Raw genomic sequence first — 19,633 nt, 5'->3', positions numbered from 1 at the left:
CAGCGGGCGTAATGTGGACATCTGTACGAGCGCAGGCGCTGAGCACTCCGATGGGACGGCCGTCGCCGAGAGTTCTCCGGACGGTCACCGCCGTGCTCGCGCCCACTTCGCGCGTCCCCCGGCCGGGGCGGACCCGGCCAGTGGGTCCGCAGCAGGGCCACGGGCGCGCCGGTACCTCACACCCTCGCGGAGTCCTGAGGGACTTCTCACCGACCCTTCCGATCGAAGGGACTTCCCATGCGGACCACCACCACACGGATACGCCGTCTCTGCGCCGCCGCCTGCGCGGCCCCCCTGCTGGTGCTCGCCGGAGCGGCCGGCGCCGGAGCGACTGCGCCGACGACCGTCCCTGCCGCCGCGTTTGCCGCACCGCACGCCCCGAGGGCAACGTCCGGCGAGATCCTGCAACTGGTCAATGCAGAACGCGCCAAGGAGAACTGCCCCGCTCTCAAGGAGAACTCGCAACTGCAGGAAGCCGCACAGAGCTTCGCCGACGACGCGTACAAGAACAAGCTGCAGAACCACACGGGCTCGGACGGCTCCAGCCCCGAGAACCGGATCCAGAAAGCCGGCTACAACGCGAGCAGGACCGGCGAGAACATGTACTACGGCTCCACCGACGCCAAGGACATCGTCGACTGGTGGATCGGCAGCTCGGGCCATCACGCCAACATGGTCGACTGCCGGTTCACCGACACAGGTGTCGCCGTCAGCGGCAACTATGCGGTGCAGGTCTTTGCGGCGCCGTCCTGACCGGCCGGCTCCCTGACGGACAGTCACCGGAGCGAGGAGTGATCCTCCGGGGGAGGGTCGCCGTGCCCGGCCGCCGCAGCCTCGCCGGCCGGGCCGTGCCCGTCATCGGCCCCGCAGTTCCGTGATCGCCGCGGCTCATGTTCCGATGTGTCCCGGTCAGCGCATTGCGACAGGTTCGCAGGTGCTGACGGTCATGCAGATGCACACGTCGGCGCAGGTGGGACGGGGTGTGCAGATGCGTTGCGGGCCGCAGGTGAGAGGTGCATGCGTACGCTCGTACGCACATAATGGTGCCGGGCGCGGCCCTCCAGCCGCGACGTTCTCCGATACGCAGGAGGCCGGTGCCGTGAGCGACGACGAGCACGGACATGCGGGCGCGCCGGAAAGCGGAGCCGGGGGCGGCCATGAGCACGGGCACGGACACGGGCACGGCCATGAGCACGGGCCCGGGCACGGGCACGGGCACGGGCACGGGCACGGACACGGGCACGGCCATGAGCACGGGCCCGGGCACGGGCACGGGCACGGGCACGGACACGGACACGGGCACGGGCACGGGCACGGGCACGGGCACGGACACGGGCACGGGCACGGGCAGGAAGGCGGTGGCCCACACGGCCGGGGGCGCCCCCCTGGTACCGGCCCGTGGACCCGCACGCGGCACCGCCTCGCCCACGTGCTGGCGCCGCACTCCCACGACTCGGCCGACAGGACCGACCGCGCCCTGGAGGCGTCGGCACGCGGAATGCGGGCTCTGTGGGTGTCGTTGGCCGTCCTGGGCGTCACCGCGCTGGTGCAGGCGGCTGTCGCGGTGGTGTCCGGTTCGGTGGCGCTGCTGGGCGACACCGTGCACAACGCGGCCGACGCGCTCACGGCGGTCCCTCTCGGCGTCGCGTTCGTACTCGGCCGGCGCGCGGCGACCCGGCGGTTCACCTACGGCTACGGCAGGGCCGAGGACATCGCGGGTCTGGCCGTCGTCGCGGCCGTCGCCGCGTCGGCCGGCTTCTCGGCCTGGGCCGCGATCGGCCGGCTGATCCATCCTCAGGCCGTCGACCACCTGCCCGCGGTCGCGGCCGCCGCCCTGGTCGGCTTCGCCGGCAACGAGTGGGTGGCCCGGCACCGGATCCGCGTCGGTCGCGAGATCGGCTCGGCCGCCCTGGTCGCGGACGGTCTGCATGCGCGTACCGACGGATTCACCTCGCTCGCCGTGCTGTTGGGCGCAGGGGGTGCCGCTCTCGGGTGGCGGCTGGCGGACCCGGTGGTGGGACTGGCCATCACGGCCGCGATCCTGCTGGTGCTGCGCGACGCGTGCCGTGAGGTGTTCCGGCGCATCATGGATGCCGTCGACCCCGCCGTCGTCGACGCCGCCGAGCGCGCCCTGACACGGGTCCCGGGGGTGCGGGAGGTCGGTGAACTGCGGTTGCGGTGGGTCGGCCACCGGCTGCGGGCCGAGGTCGCGATCGTGGTGGACGGGCAGCTGAGCGTGCGGGAGGCGCACGGGGTCACGGTCGCGGCGGAGCATGCGCTGCTGCATGCGGTTCCCCGGCTGTCGGGTGCGACGGTGCACGCGGATCCGGCTCCGGGGCCGGGGGTGCCGGACCCCCACGAGTTGCTGGCGCACCACGCGCACTGACCGGCCGCTGTCCGCGCCCGTCCCTCTCGCGGCCGGGAGCGCCTCGGCCTCCTCGGCCCCGGGGCAACGGCTTCGACGGTCGGGGGCCACGAGCCGGCCACCACGTGCTGCCCGGGCCGGGGTAGCGCCGGCACCGGGGTCTTCACCTGGCCAGTCTCGGCAGCAGCGCCGACGCCGCCGTGATCCCGGCCGCCGCCGCGAGGGCCAGGACGCCGAAGTCGAGGGCGAGATGGGACGCGGTGCCGAGGAGGAGGCCGCGCAGGGCGTCGACCTGGTAGCTGAGGGGGTTGGCCCTGCTCACGGCCTGGAGCCACCCGGGCATGACGGAGACCGGATACAGGGCGTTGGAGCCGAAGAAGAGCGGCATGGTGATGGCCTGGCCGATGCCCATCAGACGGTCGCGGGTGAGCACGATGCCGGCGATGGTCATGGAGAGGCACGAGAAGAAGGCGGACCCCAGGACCACCGCGGCGGCGACTCCCAGCAGTCGCAGGGGATTCCAGGTCATGGCCACACCGAGCAGCGCGGCGATGACGATGACGACGACGGCCTGGATGAGTGCCTTCACGCCCGCCGCGAACGCCTTGCCGGTGATCAGGGCGGACCGTGGGGTCGGCGTCACGAGCAGCTTGGTGAGGATGCCGGCGTCCCGCTCCCAGATGATCATGATGCCGTAGAAGATGGCGATGAACATCGCGGACTGGGCGATGATCCCGGGGGCGAGATAGTCGATGTACGGGACGCCGCCGGTGGGGATGGCCCGGATCCGCGTGAAGGTCTCCCCGAAGATCACGAGCCAGAGCGCGGGCTGGACGGCCCGGGTGTACAGCTCGGTGCGGTCGTGGCGGAGCTTCTGGAGTTCGACGGCGCACATCGCGAGGACCCGGGCGGGCACCAGACGCCAGCCCGTGCGGGCCCGGGGCGGGGCGAGCAGCAGATCGAGGCCGGCGGGGTGGCGGGCGGTCTCAGCCGACGCGGCCGGCGGTGCGGCGGGTGCTTCGGACATCGCGGAAGTCTCCTGACTGCTCGTCGAGGCCGCTGCCGGCGACGTCCCGGAAGACGTCCTCCAGCGTCGGCCGGGAGGCGGCCCCCTCCCCTCCGGGCCGGCCGCCCGGGGCGCCCCTGGCGCGACGGCGTTCTCTCAGGTCGGACCGGAGTTCGTCGGGGGTGCCCACGGCGCGTACCCGGCCGCGGTGCATCAGCGCGACCCGGTCGCAGTACTGGTCGGCCTCGTCCATGTAGTGCGTGGTGACGAGGACCGTCATGCCGGTGGCGGCCCGCACGGCATTGATGTGCTCCCACACGCCGGTGCGGGCGATGGGGTCCAGGCCGATGGTCGGCTCGTCGAGGATCAGCAGCCGGGGCGCGCTGACCAGGGCCTGGGCGAGTTCGAGCCGGCGGACCATGCCCCCGGAGTACGTCTTGGCGAGCCGGTCGGCCGCGTCACCGAGGCCGACCGCGGCGAGCGCCTGGCCGACCCGGGCGGCCCGTTCCCGGCGCGGTACGTCGAAGACACGGGCGAACAGCGCGACGTTCTCACGGCCGGTGAGCCCCGAGTCGGCGGACAGCTGCTGCGGTACGTACCCCAGCAGGCGGCGTACGTCCATGCGCTCCGTCGCGGTGTCGTGCCCGAAGACCCGCACCATGCCGCGCGGCACCGGCAGCAGGGTGGTGATGCACCGGATCGCGGTGGTCTTGCCCGCGCCGTTCGGGCCGAGCAGGCCGAAGACCTCGCCGACGCGGACGGACAGGTCGAGGCCGTCGACGGCCTTGGTCTCGCCGAAGGCGTACGCGAGTCCGCTGCACTCGACGGCGTCGGGTACGCCCTGTTCGTACGGGGTGGCTCCACGGGTGCCGGTCATGGTCGTCCCTCCGCCTCCTCGTGCAGGGTGCGGGCGAGGTTCCGCAGCGCCGGAAGAGCCGCCTCGAGCGCCGCCCGGTCCTGCTCGCTCAGCCGGGCCACATGCCCGCGGACCAGTGCGGTCCGCCGCTGCTGCCAGTCCCGCAGTCGTGCCTCGGCCGCCGGGGTGGGCAGCAGCAGCGCGGACCGCCGGTCGTCCGGATCGGTCTCGCGGCGCAGATATCCGGCCCGGCAGAGCTGGTTGACCAGCGTGGATACCGAATTGCCCGCGAGATACAGCTCCTTGGCCGCCGTCGACACACGGATGCCCGGCCGTGCCACGACCAGCCGCAGCAGCTCCACCTGTGCGCCCCGCAGCGGCGGCGCGGTGAGGCCGCTGCGCAGACTGCGTCTGATCAGCCTCTGCACGCCGGCGAGCACATCCGCCAGCGAGTCGGGGAACGCCTCCGACGCCATGCGGCCATTTTACCTCTCAGTGAGAGCTAAGCGGAAGATGTGCGGTACATGCACGGACGCGGGCCGCTGAGCAGCGGCGCAGGTGTACCCAGGGCCTGCCGGGCAGCGGGTGGACCCGGGATGGAGCCGTTCGGGCCCGGGGCTGCACGGCTTCACCCGCCGTACGGACCGGTCCCGCGGTGCCGGGCCGCGTTCACGGCGCGGACGACCTCGACGGGGTGCCGGGTCGACAGATACAGGTAGCGGAAGGGCAGTGCCGGGTCGGCGGCCTGGAGCCTGACGGCGGTGGCGATGTAGGGGCGGAGCACCAGACGGGCGTGGGGGCCGGCCCGGAAGGTGCGCCACTCCAGCGCCTCGTCCTCGTCGAGGATCTCGGCCCAGCCGAGCCGTTCCACGCGCAGCGCCATCCGGTCAGCGACGAGGACGCCGTCCTCGACACGGAGGCGGGCTCCGCCGTAGCCGATGAGCGTGCCGCCGAGGAGCACTGCGCTGACCGCAGCGGCCACGAGCGCCGCCGCACCGCCCAGCGGCAGGAACAGCAGCCCGACCGCCAGGCAGCCCGCGAGGGCCAGCAGCCACCAGCGCACCGGGACGGTCAGACGCTCCTCGTAGACATCGCAGACAGCCATGACGCGATGGTGTCACGCGCGCCCCGGATCCCCGCGCCCCACCCGCCGGACGCCCGGTCTCCCCCGCTCCGGGCCGGCTTCTTCCCGCCGCGGGCCGGCCCGGAGAGTCGGGCGCCGGTGCCCCGCCCGCCCCCACACCCGGGCAGGCGGGCGGGCTAGGCGTCCTGTGCCGCGTACACCCGCTCCCCTCCGACATACGTCTGGAGCACCCGGCCCTGTCCGATCTCCTCCGCGGGTACGGCGAACAGGTCGCGGTCCAGGACGGCGAGGTCGGCGAGGTTGCCGGGCCGGATGACGCCCGTGTCGTCGAGGTGGTTCACATGGGCGCTGCCCGCGGTGTAGGCGGCGAGGGCGGCGCCCAGGCCGATGCGCTGCTCCGGGAGGAAGGCCGGGTCGTCGGCCGCGGGGAGCCGGCGGTTCACGGCCACATGGAGCGCGGCGATCGGGTCGGGGCTGCTGACCGGCCAGTCGCTGCCCGCGGCGAGCGTCGCTCCGGTGCGGAGCAGATCCGCGAACGGGTACTGCCGTGCGGCGCGTTCGGGGCCGAGGAAGGGGATGGTCAGTTCGTCCATCTGCGGTTCGTGCGCGGCCCACAGCGCCTGGATGTTGGCGGCGGCGCCGAGCGCCCGGAACCGGGGCACGTCGGCACGGTCGACGACCTGGAGGTGGGCGAGGTGGGGGCGGGTGCCGGTCCGGCCGTTCGCGCGCCGCGCGGCCTCCACGGCGTCCAGCGCCTCGCGCACCGCGCGGTCGCCGAGGGCGTGGAAGTGGACCTGGAAGCCGTCGGCGTCGAGCTCGGTGACGTACGCGGCGAGCGCGGCGGGGTCGATGAAGGAGGTGCCGCTGTTGCCGGAGGGGCAGCCGCATGACGTGAGGTAGGGGCCGAGCATCGCGGCGCTGTGGTTCTCGGCGATGCCGTCCTGCATGATCTTGACGGAGGTGGCGCGGAACCGTCCCCCCGTCAGTTCCTCGCGGCGCCGCCTCAGTTCGGGGATCTGCTCCGCGCCACGCGCCCGGTCCCACCACAGGCAGCCGGTGACGCGCGCGGTCAGCAGGCCCTCGTCCCGGGCCGCGACGTAGGCGGGCCCGGGGTCGGGCATGCCGTTGCCGTCGCCCACGAGGGCGTCCTGCCAGGCGGTGATGCCGTGGGAGTGCAGGAGTTCCTGGGCCCGGAGGAGACCCGCGAGACGCTCCGGCACGGTCGCCTCCGGGACCAGGACGGAGACCAGGTTCATGGCGCCTTCCTGGAGCATCCCGGTGGGGTTGCCGTCGGCGTCCCGCTCGATGCGCCCGTCGGCCGGGTCGGGGGTGCCTGCGGTGATGCCGGCGAGTTCGAGGGCGCGGGTGTTGGCCCAGGCGCCGTGGTGGTCGCGGTTGACCAGGTACACCGGCCGGTCGGGCACGACGGCGTCGAGGAGGCTGCGGTCCGGGGTGCCGCCCGGGAAGGCCTCCATGGACCAGCCGCCGCCGGTGATCCACGTCGCTCCGGGGTGGGCGCGGGCGTAGTCGTGGATGAGCTCCCGGTACACGGCGGCGGTGACCGCGCCGCTCAGATCGCACTGGCCGAGTTCGATGCCGCCGACGACCGGGTGCACGTGGGCGTCCTGGAAACCGGGGACGAGCAGCTTGCCGCGCAGGTCGACGACCTCGGTGCGGGGGCCGACGAGTTCGCGGATCTCGTCGTCCCCGACGGCGACGATGCGCTCGCCGCGTACGGCCACGGCGGTGGCGCGCGGCCGGACGGCGTCCATGGTCTCGACGGGCCCTCCGACGAGGACGAGGTCGGCTGCGTGCGGATGGGACATGGGGGTGGGTCTCCCTCGTGGGTGTGGGTTGGTACGGGTCGGTGCGGTGCGATCGGGCTGCGCCGCGGGGCCGGGGCGGTGGGGGTGGGGTGCGGCCGGGCGGCCGGCATCGCGGGTGGAGGTCGGCCGGTGCCGTGCGGACGGGCGCGCCATGGGGCGGAGGCGGGTGAGGTCAGGCGGCCGGATCGTGGTCCATGGGCAGGCGCAGCGCCTCGGCGTCCGTACCCCGTCCCGTCGTGAAGTACGGCGAGTGCCGCCGCCACTTGGCCCACGCCGCCACGACCAGTCCGGAGAGGATGAACAGCGCGGGTACGAGCAGCATGAACCAGCCGTTGTCCGGGGTGGCGGCGAAGTGGTCGCTCATCGTCGCGTACTGACGGGCGAGGTAGCAGCCGAGGCCGAGCAGCACCAGCGCGCTGAGGGCGGGGACGATCACGGCGGCGAGGGCCTCGCGCGGTCCGGCGCGCAGAGCGTGCCGGAAGCGGACCGCGCAGGCCAGCGCCGTGAGCCCGTAGTAGAGGGCGACGACCAGCCCGATGGAGTTCACCGCGGCGAGGATCATCTCGTTGAGCTTGGGGATGCCGACGGCGAGGACGGCGACGGCGGCGGCGATCGCCATGACGACGACGGTACCGGCCGCCGGCGTCCCGTACTTGGGGTGGATCCTGGTCCACAGGGCACCCAGCGTGCGGTCGCGCCCCATGGCGAGATTGCCCCGGGCGGTGGGGATGACAGCGGCCTGGAGCGAGGCGAAGGCGGAGCACATCAGCGCGGCGAGCGGCAGTGAGGCCCACGGCTCGGGGGCGAGGCGCGCGCCGAGGAAGGTGAGCGCCTGGGGGCCGTTGCGCACCAGCTCGTCCTGGCCCATGACGCGCTGGAAGGAGATCGCGGCGAAGACGAACAGGCCGAGCATGGCGAGCAGTGCGATCCGGCCGCCGCGTGCCGCGTCCTCGGCGTCGCGGGTCTCCTCGTTGACGGTGAACGCGGCGTCCCAGCCCCAGTAGATGAACACCGCGAGGACCATGCCCTGGGCGAGCGAGGTGAACGAGCCGATCGCGAAGGGGTTGAGCCAGGACAGGGAGAAGGGCTGGTCGCCGACGACCAGTGCCCGGCCGCAGAACACGAGCAGGACCGCGTACTCGAAGACGAGCAGCCAGAACTGGAGCCGGGTCGCCGAGCGGACGCCGGTCACCGCGGTGATGGTGACGGCGACCAGCGCCACCAGGCCGACCACGGTGCTCAGTGCCGTGGAGTTGGGGTCGAGGGTGACCCCGAGAACCGTGTGCAGACCCGCCTTGCCGAGGAACTGCAGGACGACAGAACCGGTGACGGCGCCCGTGTACGCCATGAAGACGATGTTGCCGACGATGACGACCCAGCCGGTGAGGAAGCCGGGCCAGGGGCCGAGGGTGCGGCCGACCCATGTGTAGCCGTTGCCGCAGTTGGGTTCGGTGCGGTTGAGGCGTGCGTAGGCCAGGGCGATCCCGGCGATGGGCATGAACGCGAGGATAAGCAGGGCGGGGGTCTGCCTGCCCGCGTAGACGGCGAGGGTGCCCATGCCGATGCCGATGCTCGTGGTGGCGGCCGTGCTCGACGCGGCGATCGCGACGCCGTCCTTGACACCGAGCGCACGGCGCAGGCGTGCGCCGTTCCGGGGGTCGTCCATGCGTTGCTGACTGGTCTGGGCCACGCGTCAACTCCTTGATCGGGTACGGAGGGCGGAGCCGTGCTCCCTGCCCGCGGGCCACCGGTGTGCGCCGATGAAACAGGCGGCGTCAGGCTTACGTCAATAGTGTTGACGTAAATGGAGGCGTGGTGCCGGACGGCTCGACGCGGCGGTCCGTGGCCCGGGCCCGTGGCCCGGGGCCGGCGACCTGCGGCCAGGGCCGGTGGCCGGGGGCCGGAGATGATTGACTGCTTCAGGGCCGGGGCCAGGACCGGCGGAAGGGCGGAGTGGGGCGATGGCGGCTCAGGACCGGGTGGCGACTGAGCGCAAGCGGCGCCGTCCGACCAGATCGGGCGTGGTGCTCTCGGAAGAGATGATCATCGAGCGCGCGGTGCGGCTCGTCGACGAACACGGCGCCGACGCCCTGACGGTGCGGCGACTGGGCGCCGCGCTCGGCGCCGACCCGAGCGCGATCTACCGCTATTTCCGCGGAACGGAGGACCTGCTGCTGGCGCTGGCCGACCGGATGATCGGCGAGGCGCTCGACGACTTCGAAGCGGACGACGACTGGCGAACGGCGCTGCGGGAGCTGGCCTTCCGCGTGTACCGGTCCGCGCTGCGCCACCCGCGCGTGGCGACGCTGACCGGCTTCCGGGTGACGCGGCGCCCGAACGAGCTGCGGGCCGTGGAGAACGGCATCGGGATCCTGCGCGGCGCCGGATTCGACGAGGAGTCCGCGGTGCGGCACTACCACGTCTTCATCGACACGGTCCTCGGGCACGCGGCCCTCGACGCGGCCGTGGCGAACCTGCCGGAGGACCAGCGCGCGGGCGACGAGCGGGCCTGGCGCGAGACGTACGCGGAGGCACCGGCCGACCGCTATCCGCATCTGCGTGCCGCGCGCGACCACCTCCCGGTGATGGCGGGCTCCGCCTTCGAGGCGACGCTGGATCTGCTGCTGGCGGCGTTCAGCGCCCGGCTGCCGGGGGCCGGGGCGCGCTGACCTCCGACGGCGGGACCGTGGCCACGACCATGCGGCAGCGGGGACTGCCGTCGGAGCGCAGGCCGAGGCCGGGCAGGGCGTGGAGCCCCACGTCGAAGCCCGCACCCGCGAGTTCGGCGCGGACGTCGGCGAGGCGGAAGCGGCGGTAGTACATGACGAACGGGGGACGCCAGACGGCGTTGCGCACCCGCATCGCCGTGTCGAAGGCGAGCAGGGTCCAGTAGCCGCGCGAGCCCGGGCGCGGGGCCGCGGCGACGGGGAAGACGAACCGTCCGCCGGGGCGCAGCACGGAGCGGACCTGGGCGAAGAGCCCCGGCCGCTCGCGCGGCAGGAAGTGGCCGAAGGCCCCGAAGCTCACCACCAGGTCGAAGGCGGGCCCGAAGGGCAGGGCACGGGCGTCGCCCCGCACCCAGTCGACGGGCACCGGCCCCGGCGGCGTGGCGGCGCGGGCCACCGCGAGCATGCCGGCACTGACGTCGACGCCGGTGACCCGCTCCCGGCACACCGAGCGCAGTACGTCCAGGCCCGCTCCGGTGCCGCAGCACAGGTCGAGGCCGCGGTCGAACGGGCCGAGCGGGCGCACCGCGCGCGCCACCGCGTCCAGCACGTCGTCCGGAGTGCGGAAGGGCGTGTCGTCGAACTTCGGCGCGAGCAGGTCGTAGCCGTGCTCGACGGACGACAGCGCCTGGACGGCGAGTTCGCGGAGCGTGGGACCGTTCGGGGAGAACATCGCCCTCAGCATAGGCGGGTGCCCGTCGTTGCACGCCCGTCGGCCACGACCCGGGCACCCGCAAAGGGGAAGCAGAACGCCACGCGGTGACCGGGAGAAGCGGCGCCGGGAGAAGCGGACCGCCGCGCGCTGCCCGGCAGGAGCCGTACGCCGGGCGGCGGGACCCCGCGGCGGCACCCCGTGGCGCATCGTTCCGCCGACGGCGAACACCCGGGGAAAAGAGGGGAGTTCGTCGACGTATCGCTCGTCACATCCGCCCCATGGGGCATCACACGTCGCATAGATCATTTACAGCCGGGGCAGCCTGTTGCACGGATCAAGTGAATGGCCATGACAAGCACGGTCACGACTCCACCCACCCGCCCGGCTCGCGGGTTGACCGCCGCGAGCCCCGTCACAGCGAGGAAGCGCATGCCGCAGGACGTACGGTTCGACCTTCCCTTCACCACACCCGTCAGCGAGCACCTGGAGGAGGCCCGCGCCCGGCACCTGCGCTGGGTGTGGGACAGGGAGCTGGTGAAGAGCCAGGCCGGATTCGAGGAGTACCGGTCCTGGGATCTGCCGCAGGCCGCCGCACGCACGTACCCCCACGCATCCGCCGACGACATGGTCGTGCTGATGAACTGGTTCTCCCTCGCCTTCCTGTTCGATGATCAGTTCGACGCCGGACAACCCGACCGCGCCGACCGGATAGCCGAGGTCGCGCGGGAACTCATAGCCACGCCCCTGCGCCCGTCCGGGAGCCGTCCTCGGGTGGTCTGCCCGATCACGGCGGCCTGGGCGGAGGTGTGGGGGCACCTCGCCGACGGGATGTCGCTGACCTGGCGCACGCGGTTCGCCGCGTCCTGGGGGCGCTTCCTCGTCGCACACTCCGAGGAGGTCGACCTGGCGGCCCGCGGGGCGCGGCTCGGTCTCATGGAGTACGCCGCGTTCCGCCGCCGGACCGTGGGCATCCACCACAGCATCGACGCGGGCGAGCGCAGCCGCCGCTTCGAGGTGCCCGCGCAGGTGCAGGCACACCCGGTGATGACCGGGATGCGGGACGCCGCGGCTGACGCCATCGGCTTCATGAACGACATCCACTCCTACGAGCGCGAGAAGCGCCGGGGCGACGGGCACAACCTGATCGCGGTGCTGCGCCAGGAGCGCGGGTACGCCTGGGAGGACGCCTTCGACGAGGCGTACCGGATGACGACGGACAGCCTGGAGCGGTATCTGCACCTGGAGGCCCGGGTGCCCGCGATGTGCGACGAGCTGCTGCTCGACACCGCCGAGCGGGAGCGGGTGCGGATGGGCGTCGAGGCCATCCAGCACTGGATCAACGGCAACTACGAGTGGGCACTGCGCACCGGCCGGTACGCCGCGGCGAAGGAAGGACCCGCGGCCGCCGCCGAGATGGCGGGCCGGGGCTCCCTGGACGACCTGCTCGCGGTGTGACGAGGCTCCGCGGGCCGGCCCTCCGGACGGAGGGCCGGCCCGCGGGCGCTCAGACCTCGGCCGGCTGGGCCGTGAACGCGACGGGAAGGCGGTCGAGCCGGGTCTCCCAGGTCGACGCCGTGGACGTGAGGTCCTCGGGCGCGGCGGCGAGGCGCAGGCCGGGCAGCCGGTGCAGCAGCACGTCGACGGCCGTCTCGATGATGGCCTGGCCGATGCCCTGGCCGGGGCATTCGTGCGGGCCCCCGCTGAAGGCGAGATGGGCCTCGTTCCCGTGCACCGAGACGCCGGCGTCAGGGCGGATCGCCGGGTCGAGGTTGCCCGCGGTGAGGCCGAGGACCAGCAGGTCGCCCCTGCGGACCCGCTGGTTGCCCAGTTCGGTGTCGGCGGTCGCGAACCGTCCGGGCAGCACCGCCAGCGGCGGCATGTTCCACATGACTTCCTCGACCACCGCGGTGATGTTCAGCTGGCCGCTCACCAGCCCGGCGAGGTGGGAGGGGTGGGTGAGGATCAGCTGGAGGACACGTGCCAGCAGATTGCTGGTGGTCGTGTGCGCGGTGATCAGCACCAGCCGCAGGTGCTGCAGGATCTCGTCGTCGTCGAGGCATGCCTCGTGGTCGAGCAGTCCGGTGGTGAAGTCGGCGCCCGGCTCGGTGCGTTTGCGCGTGGCCAGCTCGTCGAGGACCCGCACGATGCGGTCGTTGTGCGCGAGCGCGTCCTCGCCGCCCTTGATCACCTGGGCGCAGGAGGCGGCCAGCCTCTGTCCCTCGCCCTCGGCGAGGCCGAAGACACGGGTCAGCACCAGCATCGGCAGATGCTCGGCGAAGTCGGCGACGAGATCGGCGCTGCCCCGGTCCGCGAAGCCGTCGATCTGCTTGTTGGCGAAGTGGGTGACGTGCCGGCGGATCCCGCGCCGGGCGGCGGCCCGCAGATTGTCGGTGACCGCGCCGCGCAGCCGCCGGTGCGGCTCGCCGTCCTGGGAGACGCAGTCGGGGCGCCAGCCGACCACCTGCATCAGCGGTGACGTGCTGTCGACCCGGCCCTCCTTCCAGTCCCGCCAGATCCGTGAATCACGCGTGAAGTGCAGCGGATTGTCCAGCACCCGGCGGTTCTCCTGGTACCCGAGCACCAGCCAGGCGGGGACATCCCCCTCGAGCAGTACCGGGGCGACGGCCCCGTACTGCTTGCGCAGCCGCTCGTAGATGCCGTGCGGGTCGGTGGCCGCCTCCGGTCCGTAGAGCCGGGTCGGCGCGCCCGGTGCGGCGATGCCGGTGACCGGGCAGCGGGCGGGGGCGTCCTGGGTGCCCGGGTGCGGGCTCGTGTGCGAGTGTTCGGTCATCGGGGCTCCAGGGCGACGGCAGAGCGTTCCTTGAGATGTCGGATCAGGGCGATCAGCACATCGCGACTGGACCCGCGGTCGCGGGCGTCGCAGGCGACGATCGGCGTGTGCGGTGAGATGTCCAGGGCGTCGCGGATCTCCTCGATCGGGTGCTCGCGCGAGTCGGGGAACACATTGAGCGCGATGACGAAGGGCACGTCCTGCCGCTCCATCTCCTCGATGGCGCGGAAACTGGACGCCAGCCGGCGCGTGTCCACCAGGACGACCGCTCCCAGCGCCCCCTTGAACAGCCCGTTCCACAGGAACCAGAACCGCTCCTGGCCGGGTGTGCCGAACAGGTACAGCACCAGTTCGTCGTTGATGCCGATGCGCCCGAAGTCCAGGCTGACCGTGGTCTCCTGCTTGTCCGCCACGCCGATGAGGTCGTCGACGTCGGCGGCCGCCTGGGTCAGGGTCTCCTCGGTGGTGAGCGGGCGGATGTCGCTGACCGACCGGACCAGGGTCGTCTTCCCGGTGCCGAATCCACCGGCGATCATGATCTTCACCGAGCGTGAGGCCGAGGGCAGGGAGCCCGTCGAAGGTGAACGGTCCGGATGGTCAAAGCCGTTCAAGTCCACTGAGTACCTCCTCAAGGAGCGCGAGGTCGGGCCCGCGGCGGGCGTCGGAAGCCGGGAGAGGATTGCGTACCTCCACACGGCCGGCTTCCCACAGGTCGGCCAGCAGCACCGCGAGAATGTTGAAGGGCAGTCCGAGGTGGGCGCCCAGCTCGGCGACCGACAGCGGATCGCGGCAGCGGCGCAGGATCTCCTCGTGCTCGGCCTGCGTGCCCGGGCCGGGTGACGCCAGGGCCACGACGAGGGTTGCCACGTCGAGGCCGGTGAGCACACGGCCCGGGCCGCTGCGGCCCCCGGTGAGAACGTAGTAGCGCTCCAGGCCGGACGGATCCGGGGGGCGCTGGGGACCACTCATCCAGGCTGCTCCTCCAGCCGGGGAGTGGTGCCGAGCAGCTCACCCATCCTGCGGGCCAGATCTCTCATCTGATGGCCCAGCAGCCCCTGGTCCAGGCCCTCCCGCGCGAGCACTCCGAGATACGTCTCGACACCGGCCCGCACCACGAAGAGGTGCCCGCCGTCCACCTCGATCATCGCGAGGCGCAACTGGCCGCCGTACGCGGGGAACTGTTCGGCGACGGGCTGCGCCAGCGCCTGGAGGCCCGCCACGACGGCCGCGAAGCGGTCCACGTCGTCGGGGTCCTCGGCGCCGTACGAGGTGATGGCCTTGCCGTCGCTGGAGGCGACGAGCGCGAAGCGGATCTCCTGGATGGACTCGGTGAGATCACGGAGCGCCCAGCTCACGTCGGTTCCGTGTTGCGTCATGTGGCTAGTCGCTCTCTTCGCTGCGGTACTCGGGGGTCTCGGTGGTCTCGCGTCCGGCGGTGGCGAACGCGGCGAGGCCGGTGAAGGACGAGTCCGGCGGCACCGCGGACGCCGGGGGCACCGCCGCGGGGGCCGCCTCGGGGGCGGACCGCTCGGGCTCGGTGCGCTTGCTGCGGCGCCGGGGCAGGCCGCCGGGGGTGGTCTCCAGGGCGTCCGCCTCGGTATCCGCAGGTGCCGTGTGCACGGGCGCGGGCGTCGCGGGGCTCGCCGCCCGGGCGACCTCTGCCGTGTCCACGGGGGTGGCGGCTACGGGGGTCGCGGGGGCGACGGCCACTGTGTCCACCGGGGTGACGGCCGCCGGGGCCGCCACCGGGATCGGGCTGAAGAACCTGTGCGGGACGACGACGATCACCGAGGTGCCCAGCCAGGGCGAGTCGGCGAAGGTGACCCTGATGCCGTACTTGCGGGCCAGGATGCCGACGACGCGCAGGCCGAGGTGGGCGTCCTCCGAGAGGCCGCCGATGCCCGGGCCCGAGGCGGCGCCGTCGAGCGCCCGCAGCGCCACGTCCTTGCGCTCCTCGCTCAGGCCCTTGCCCGCGTCCTGGATCTCGATGCCGACGCCGTTCGGGACCTCCTTGCCGGAGATGAACACCGGCTCGGTGGGCGGCGAGTAGCGCGCCGCGTTGTCCAGCAGGTGGGCGAAGATCAGCGTGAGGTGGTCCACCAGACCCCCGTCGACGCCGAGTTCGGGCAGCTGGCGGACCTGGATCCGGTTGAAGTCCTTGATACGGCCGATGCCGCCGCGGACCACGCTCAGCAGGCGCTGCGGCTCCTGCCACTGCCGCCCGGGCCGGTCCGAACCGCCGAGCACACCGATGCTCGCGGCCAGACAGTCGGCGGGTCCCGCCTCCTGGTCCAGCTCCATGAGGCCCTGCGCCACGGACGGCAGCCGTCCGTGCTCGCCCTGGAGTTCGTGGAGCCGGCCGCGCAGCTTGCTGGTGAGGACGTGCATCCGGTTGCCGACGCTGATGACGGCCTGCTCCGCGGACGTGCTGCGGTTGAGCTCCTCCTCGACCGCGAGGAGGGCGGTCCTGAGCACCCTGCGCAGTTCGGCTCCGAACTCCGGGGAGGCGTCCGGGTCCTGGGTGAGCGGCACGAGCACGTCGTCGATGGCGTCGCCGTCCCGCAGCCGTTGCAACGCGTCGGGCAGATAGGCGTCGGCGAGCCGTGCGACGAGGGCGCCCTGCGCATCGGTACGCGCCTGCCACAGCGCCGACTGATCCGCGAACTGCGCCTGCCAGTGGTCCGCCTGGTCCGCGAGCTGCGCCTGCCACTGGTCGGCCTGCTCCACGAGCTGCGCCTCGTGCACGGCCCGCTCCGCCTCGTACCGGCTCTCCAGGGACGCCACGTGCTGCTGCCACTGCTGCGAGTGGCGCGCCTGCGATGACCGGAAATCAGCGGCGGTACGGAGCAGCTGACTCTGTGTGCGAAGCAACTGGCGTACGCAGACGAAGGCTGCCGCCGTGGCCACGAGCCCGGCGATCGCCCCGGGTATGCGGACCCCGTCGGGCCCCGCAACCGCGGTGACGACCGAACCGGTCAGTAATACGGCCGGAAGCAGCCACCACGCGTGCCGGGTGACCGGTGCCCGGCCGGCCGGGGGTGGAGTGGCAAGTTCCATCTGCACCTCAATACAACGGGTTCGTACGGGGGGACGGGGGTCCGCGCGTCGCGCGGCCGGTGCCATCGGCGGAGCGGCACGCCGTACTCCGCCTCCGTGGCCCGTTTCGCGACACGCCAGATGGCACGGCGTGACTTGTCCGGGTGCGGACACGTCAACTCGCCGCGCCGCAGGGGAGCTTAGCGGGTTCGAGATCGCGAGGATCAACTTCTCCACCTGCTGAAGGTCCACCTTCAGCCACCTTCAGGTCCTGGGCCCGCACGCCCCGTAACCGTCTTTGCGGATCGTCGCAGCCGCGAAGAGAATGGCCCCTGAGGGGCGGTGTCACCGGCTGCCGGGCCGGTCGAGACATCTGGAGGCGCCATGGGCTTCGCCGACGCGCACCTGGTGCCCCTGGTGGACGAGGGACTCGGCAACAGCGCATATCTGGTCGATCTCGGTGACGGGCGGGCCCTCGCCGTCGACGCCACCCGCGATCTGCGTGCCCTGCGCCGGGCGGCCCGGCACCGCGGCCTCACCGTCGCCTTCGCCGCCGACACCCATCTGCACGCCGACTTCCTGTCCGGCTCGGTCCAGCTGGCCGCGGACGACGGCGCCACCGTCCTCGCGTCGGCCGCCGGGAAGCGCGCCTTCCCGCACACCGCACTCGGCGACGGCGACGAGACCGACCTGGGCGGGCTGGTGCTGCGGGCCCTGGCCACCCCCGGACACACCGACGAGCACCTGTCGTTCCTGCTGCTGGACGGCGACCGGGCGCTGGGCGTGTTCAGCGGCGGCGCCCTCATCGTCGGCTCGTCCGCCCGGACGGACCTGCTCGGCGCCGACCACGCGGAGGACCTCGCCCGCGCCCAGTACCGCTCGCTGCGGCGGCTGGCCACGCTGCCGGACGGCACCGCGGTGTGGCCGACGCACGGAGCCGGCTCCTTCTGCGCCGCGCCGCCCGGGGCCGGGCGCACGACCAGCATCGGCGCCGAGCGGCGGTCCAACCCGCTGTTCGGCGCGCCGGACGAGGACACCTTCGTACGGGAGCTGCTGAGCGGCCTCGGCTCCTACCCCGCGTACTTCGGCCGGCTCGCCGCGCTCAACCGGCGCGGGCCGGCTCTCGTCGGCACCGATCCGGCGCTCCCGCCGCTCTCGGCGGCCGACGTCCGCAGGCTGCTCGCCGAGGGGGCGCAGATCGTCGATGTGCGCCCCGTGGCGGACTTCGCCGCCGGGCACGTTCCGGGCGCGCTGTCCATCGCGCTGCGCCCGCAGTTCGCCACGTGGCTGGGCTGGCTGGTCCCCGACGGAACGCCACTGGTGTTCGTCGCCGGCCCGGACCAGGACCTCGACGAGGTGCTCTGGCAGTCCCTCAAGATCGGGTACGAGGATCTGGCCGGCCATCTGGACGGAGGCATGGATGCATGGGCCGCCGACGGCGGGGTGCGGCGCAGCATCCCCCTGGTCACCGCCGACCGCATCACGGACGACCGGCCGGTGCTCGACGTCCGCCAGCGGTCCGAACACGTCACCGGGCACATCCCCGGCGCGCTCCCCGTCGAACTCGGCGACCTCCTCACCCGCACCGGCGAGGTACCGGAGGACGTCGTGGTCGCCTGCGGACGGGGCATGCGCGCGATGACCGCCGCCAGCATCCTCGAACGCGCCGGTCACCTCTGCCCGGCGGTGCTCGACGGCGGACCGGCCGACTGGGCGGCCGCCACGGGACGGCCCCTGGCGATGGGCGGGTGATCCGCTGCTCGGGTGAGCCCCTGCGGCATCCGGTTCAGGCCACTTCCCCCGGATTGGACCAGGCGGGGCCCTGGAGAGCGGCCCTAGCGTGGGGGCCGGTCGACCGTCCTCGGCCCTCGCAGCAGTGCTCAAGATCAGGGAGCGACCCGCCCGTGCATCCTCGACTCGCCGCAGATCTCGCTCGGTTGCCGCACCTCATGGAGGCGGTCGGGCAGCATGCCGTCGCCTTCCTGGAAGGCGTTGCGGAACGACCGGTCGTCCCGGAGTGGCGGAGACCCGCGGCCGTTCCGCTCCCCGAGCGGGGGGTCGGGCTGGACGCGGCCCTGGACGAGTTCGCCGTCCGTTGGGAGCCGGGCCTGTCGGCGAGTGCGGGGCCGCGCTATCTGGGGTTCGTGACCGGCGGTGCGACCCCGGCCGCGGTGGCCGGGGACTGGCTGACGTCGGCGGCGGACCAGAACTCGAACTCGTCGCTCGATCCCGGCGGGCAGCACCTGGAACGGGAGACCGTGGCCTGGCTGCGGGATCTGTTCGGCCTGTCGGATGCGCACGAGGGCACGTTCGTCAGCGGCGCCACCATGTCCAACACGGTCGGTCTGGCCATCGCCCGGGAGTGGCTCGGGGAACGGCGCGGCGTCTCTCCCGCCGAGTCGGGCGTCGGCGCGCTGGGGCCGGTACGGGTGCTGTCGGCCGGTGCGCACTCCAGCATCGCCAAGGCCCTCGCGGTGCTCGGCCTCGGGCGGGACGCCCTGGTGCGGGTCGACGCGCTGCCGGGCCGTGAGGCGGTGGACCCGGCGGCGCTTGAGCGGGCACTGCGCGAGGCCGACGGGCCGTGCGTGGTCGTGGCCAACGCCGGCACCGTGAACACCGTCGACTTCGACGATCTGCGCGCCGTCGCCGCGCTGCGCGAGCGGTACGGCTTCTGGCTGCACGTCGACGCCGCGTTCGGCGCCTTCGCCGCCCTCTCCCCCGAACACGCGCACCTGGTGGCGGGTCTGGACCTCGCCGACTCCGTCTGCGTGGACCTGCATAAATGGCTGAATGTGCCCTATGACAGCGCCGTGCAGTTCACCCGCCGACGGGACCTCCAGGCGCGGGTCTTCCAGAATGCCGCCGCGTATCTGGGCCCGCTCGGCGACACCCCGGACCTGGTGCATCTGACCCCGGAGAACTCCCATCGGCTGCGCGCCCTCGCGGCCTGGTTCACGCTGCGCGCCTACGGCCGGGACGGCCACCGCGAGATCGTCGAACGCTGTGTGGCCTGCGCACGGTCCCTCGGGCGGACCGTGGACGCCCTGCCGGGCCTGCGCCTGCTCGCACCGGTCCGCCTGAACGTGGTCTGCTTCACGCTCGCCGACGATCCGACCCCCGAGCGGCTCGGTGCGTTCGCCCGCGCCCTGGCCGACGACGTCTTCGTCACGCCCACCGTCCACGGGGCGGTGCCCGCCCTGCGCGCCGCGTTCAGCAACTGGCGCACCGGACCGTCCGACACGGAGCGGATCTCCTCGGCTCTGGAGCGCGCCCTGACCACGCTGTGAT

18 protein-coding genes are annotated in these 19,633 nt (G+C 73.1%); 6 read left to right on the top strand and 12 right to left on the bottom strand.

The window, feature by feature from the left end; translation table 11 throughout:
- The first annotated feature begins 237 nt into the window (after positions 1 to 237).
- Positions 238 to 753, top strand: coding sequence for a CAP domain-containing protein (locus ACWCP6_RS21270; RefSeq protein ID WP_450934028.1), 516 nt, complete (start codon positions 238 to 240; stop codon positions 751 to 753).
- A gap of 346 nt (positions 754 to 1,099) precedes the next feature.
- The gene (locus tag ACWCP6_RS21265) at positions 1,100 to 2,386 is read left to right on the top strand and encodes a cation diffusion facilitator family transporter (RefSeq protein WP_450934027.1); all 1,287 of its coding nucleotides are present in this window, start codon (positions 1,100 to 1,102) and stop codon (positions 2,384 to 2,386) included.
- 142 nt (positions 2,387 to 2,528) lie between these two features.
- On the opposite strand, the gene ACWCP6_RS21260 is transcribed toward ACWCP6_RS21265, so the two are convergent.
- From ACWCP6_RS21260 to ACWCP6_RS21235, 6 genes are all read right to left on the bottom strand, one after another.
- Entirely contained in the window at positions 2,529 to 3,392 is an 864-nt protein-coding gene (locus tag ACWCP6_RS21260) for an ABC transporter permease (protein ID WP_450934026.1), read from the bottom strand.
- Positions 3,352 to 4,248: an ATP-binding cassette domain-containing protein gene (locus ACWCP6_RS21255; protein ID WP_450934025.1), complete on the bottom strand. Its 897-nt coding sequence runs from the start codon at positions 4,246 to 4,248 to the stop codon at positions 3,352 to 3,354. The genes ACWCP6_RS21260 and ACWCP6_RS21255 overlap by 41 nt, the downstream gene beginning before the upstream one ends.
- The gene (locus ACWCP6_RS21250) at positions 4,245 to 4,703 is read right to left on the bottom strand and encodes a MarR family winged helix-turn-helix transcriptional regulator (RefSeq protein ID WP_450934024.1); all 459 of its coding nucleotides are present in this window, start codon (positions 4,701 to 4,703) and stop codon (positions 4,245 to 4,247) included. The genes ACWCP6_RS21255 and ACWCP6_RS21250 overlap by 4 nt, the downstream gene beginning before the upstream one ends.
- A gap of 152 nt (positions 4,704 to 4,855) precedes the next feature.
- The gene (locus tag ACWCP6_RS21245) at positions 4,856 to 5,332 is read right to left on the bottom strand and encodes a DUF3093 family protein (RefSeq protein WP_450934023.1); all 477 of its coding nucleotides are present in this window, start codon (positions 5,330 to 5,332) and stop codon (positions 4,856 to 4,858) included.
- Positions 5,333 to 5,487: 155 nt separating this feature from the next.
- The gene (locus tag ACWCP6_RS21240; protein WP_450934022.1) at positions 5,488 to 7,137 is read right to left on the bottom strand and encodes an amidohydrolase; all 1,650 of its coding nucleotides are present in this window, start codon (positions 7,135 to 7,137) and stop codon (positions 5,488 to 5,490) included.
- A gap of 172 nt (positions 7,138 to 7,309) precedes the next feature.
- A complete protein-coding gene (locus ACWCP6_RS21235) occupies positions 7,310 to 8,803 on the bottom strand; it encodes an APC family permease (RefSeq protein WP_450934088.1) in 1,494 nt (497 codons plus the stop codon).
- A gap of 295 nt (positions 8,804 to 9,098) precedes the next feature.
- Between ACWCP6_RS21235 and ACWCP6_RS21230 the strand changes: the two genes are divergently transcribed.
- On the top strand, positions 9,099 to 9,806 hold the full coding sequence (locus ACWCP6_RS21230; protein ID WP_450934021.1) for a TetR/AcrR family transcriptional regulator: 708 nt from the start codon (positions 9,099 to 9,101) through the stop codon (positions 9,804 to 9,806).
- On the opposite strand, the gene ACWCP6_RS21225 is transcribed toward ACWCP6_RS21230, so the two are convergent.
- The gene (locus ACWCP6_RS21225) at positions 9,772 to 10,536 is read right to left on the bottom strand and encodes a class I SAM-dependent methyltransferase (protein WP_450934020.1); all 765 of its coding nucleotides are present in this window, start codon (positions 10,534 to 10,536) and stop codon (positions 9,772 to 9,774) included. The two genes, ACWCP6_RS21230 and ACWCP6_RS21225, sit on opposite strands and share 35 nt — an antisense overlap.
- A gap of 411 nt (positions 10,537 to 10,947) precedes the next feature.
- Between ACWCP6_RS21225 and ACWCP6_RS21220 the strand changes: the two genes are divergently transcribed.
- Positions 10,948 to 11,973 carry a 7-epi-alpha-eudesmol synthase gene (locus ACWCP6_RS21220; protein ID WP_450934019.1) on the top strand — a complete coding sequence of 342 codons (1,026 nt, stop codon included), beginning with the start codon at positions 10,948 to 10,950 and terminating at the stop codon, positions 11,971 to 11,973.
- A gap of 49 nt (positions 11,974 to 12,022) precedes the next feature.
- On the opposite strand, the gene ACWCP6_RS21215 is transcribed toward ACWCP6_RS21220, so the two are convergent.
- The 5 genes from ACWCP6_RS21215 to ACWCP6_RS21195 are packed head-to-tail and all read right to left on the bottom strand — an operon-like array spanning position 12,023 to position 16,366.
- Positions 12,023 to 13,309 (bottom strand): cytochrome P450, encoded by a 1,287-nt coding sequence (locus ACWCP6_RS21215; RefSeq protein WP_450934018.1) that lies wholly within the window; start codon positions 13,307 to 13,309, stop codon positions 12,023 to 12,025.
- Positions 13,306 to 13,926 carry a GTP-binding protein gene (locus ACWCP6_RS21210; protein ID WP_450934017.1) on the bottom strand — a complete coding sequence of 207 codons (621 nt, stop codon included), beginning with the start codon at positions 13,924 to 13,926 and terminating at the stop codon, positions 13,306 to 13,308. The genes ACWCP6_RS21215 and ACWCP6_RS21210 overlap by 4 nt, the downstream gene beginning before the upstream one ends.
- A complete protein-coding gene (locus ACWCP6_RS21205) occupies positions 13,907 to 14,278 on the bottom strand; it encodes a DUF742 domain-containing protein (RefSeq protein WP_450934016.1) in 372 nt (123 codons plus the stop codon). Before ACWCP6_RS21205 ends, ACWCP6_RS21210 begins: the two co-directional genes overlap by 20 nt.
- The gene (locus tag ACWCP6_RS21200; protein WP_450934015.1) at positions 14,275 to 14,685 is read right to left on the bottom strand and encodes a roadblock/LC7 domain-containing protein; all 411 of its coding nucleotides are present in this window, start codon (positions 14,683 to 14,685) and stop codon (positions 14,275 to 14,277) included. Before ACWCP6_RS21200 ends, ACWCP6_RS21205 begins: the two co-directional genes overlap by 4 nt.
- Before the next feature lie 4 nt (positions 14,686 to 14,689).
- Positions 14,690 to 16,366 (bottom strand): ATP-binding protein, encoded by a 1,677-nt coding sequence (locus ACWCP6_RS21195; RefSeq protein ID WP_450934014.1) that lies wholly within the window; start codon positions 16,364 to 16,366, stop codon positions 14,690 to 14,692.
- 363 nt (positions 16,367 to 16,729) lie between these two features.
- Between ACWCP6_RS21195 and ACWCP6_RS21190 the strand changes: the two genes are divergently transcribed.
- A complete protein-coding gene (locus ACWCP6_RS21190; protein WP_450934013.1) occupies positions 16,730 to 18,097 on the top strand; it encodes an MBL fold metallo-hydrolase in 1,368 nt (455 codons plus the stop codon).
- 152 nt (positions 18,098 to 18,249) lie between these two features.
- Positions 18,250 to 19,632 (top strand): pyridoxal phosphate-dependent decarboxylase family protein, encoded by a 1,383-nt coding sequence (locus ACWCP6_RS21185; RefSeq protein ID WP_450934012.1) that lies wholly within the window; start codon positions 18,250 to 18,252, stop codon positions 19,630 to 19,632.
- Position 19,633 lies beyond the last annotated feature (1 nt).

This window comes from Streptomyces sp. NPDC002004 (assembly GCF_053593975.1).
This window is presented reverse-complemented; position numbering and strand designations above follow the sequence as displayed.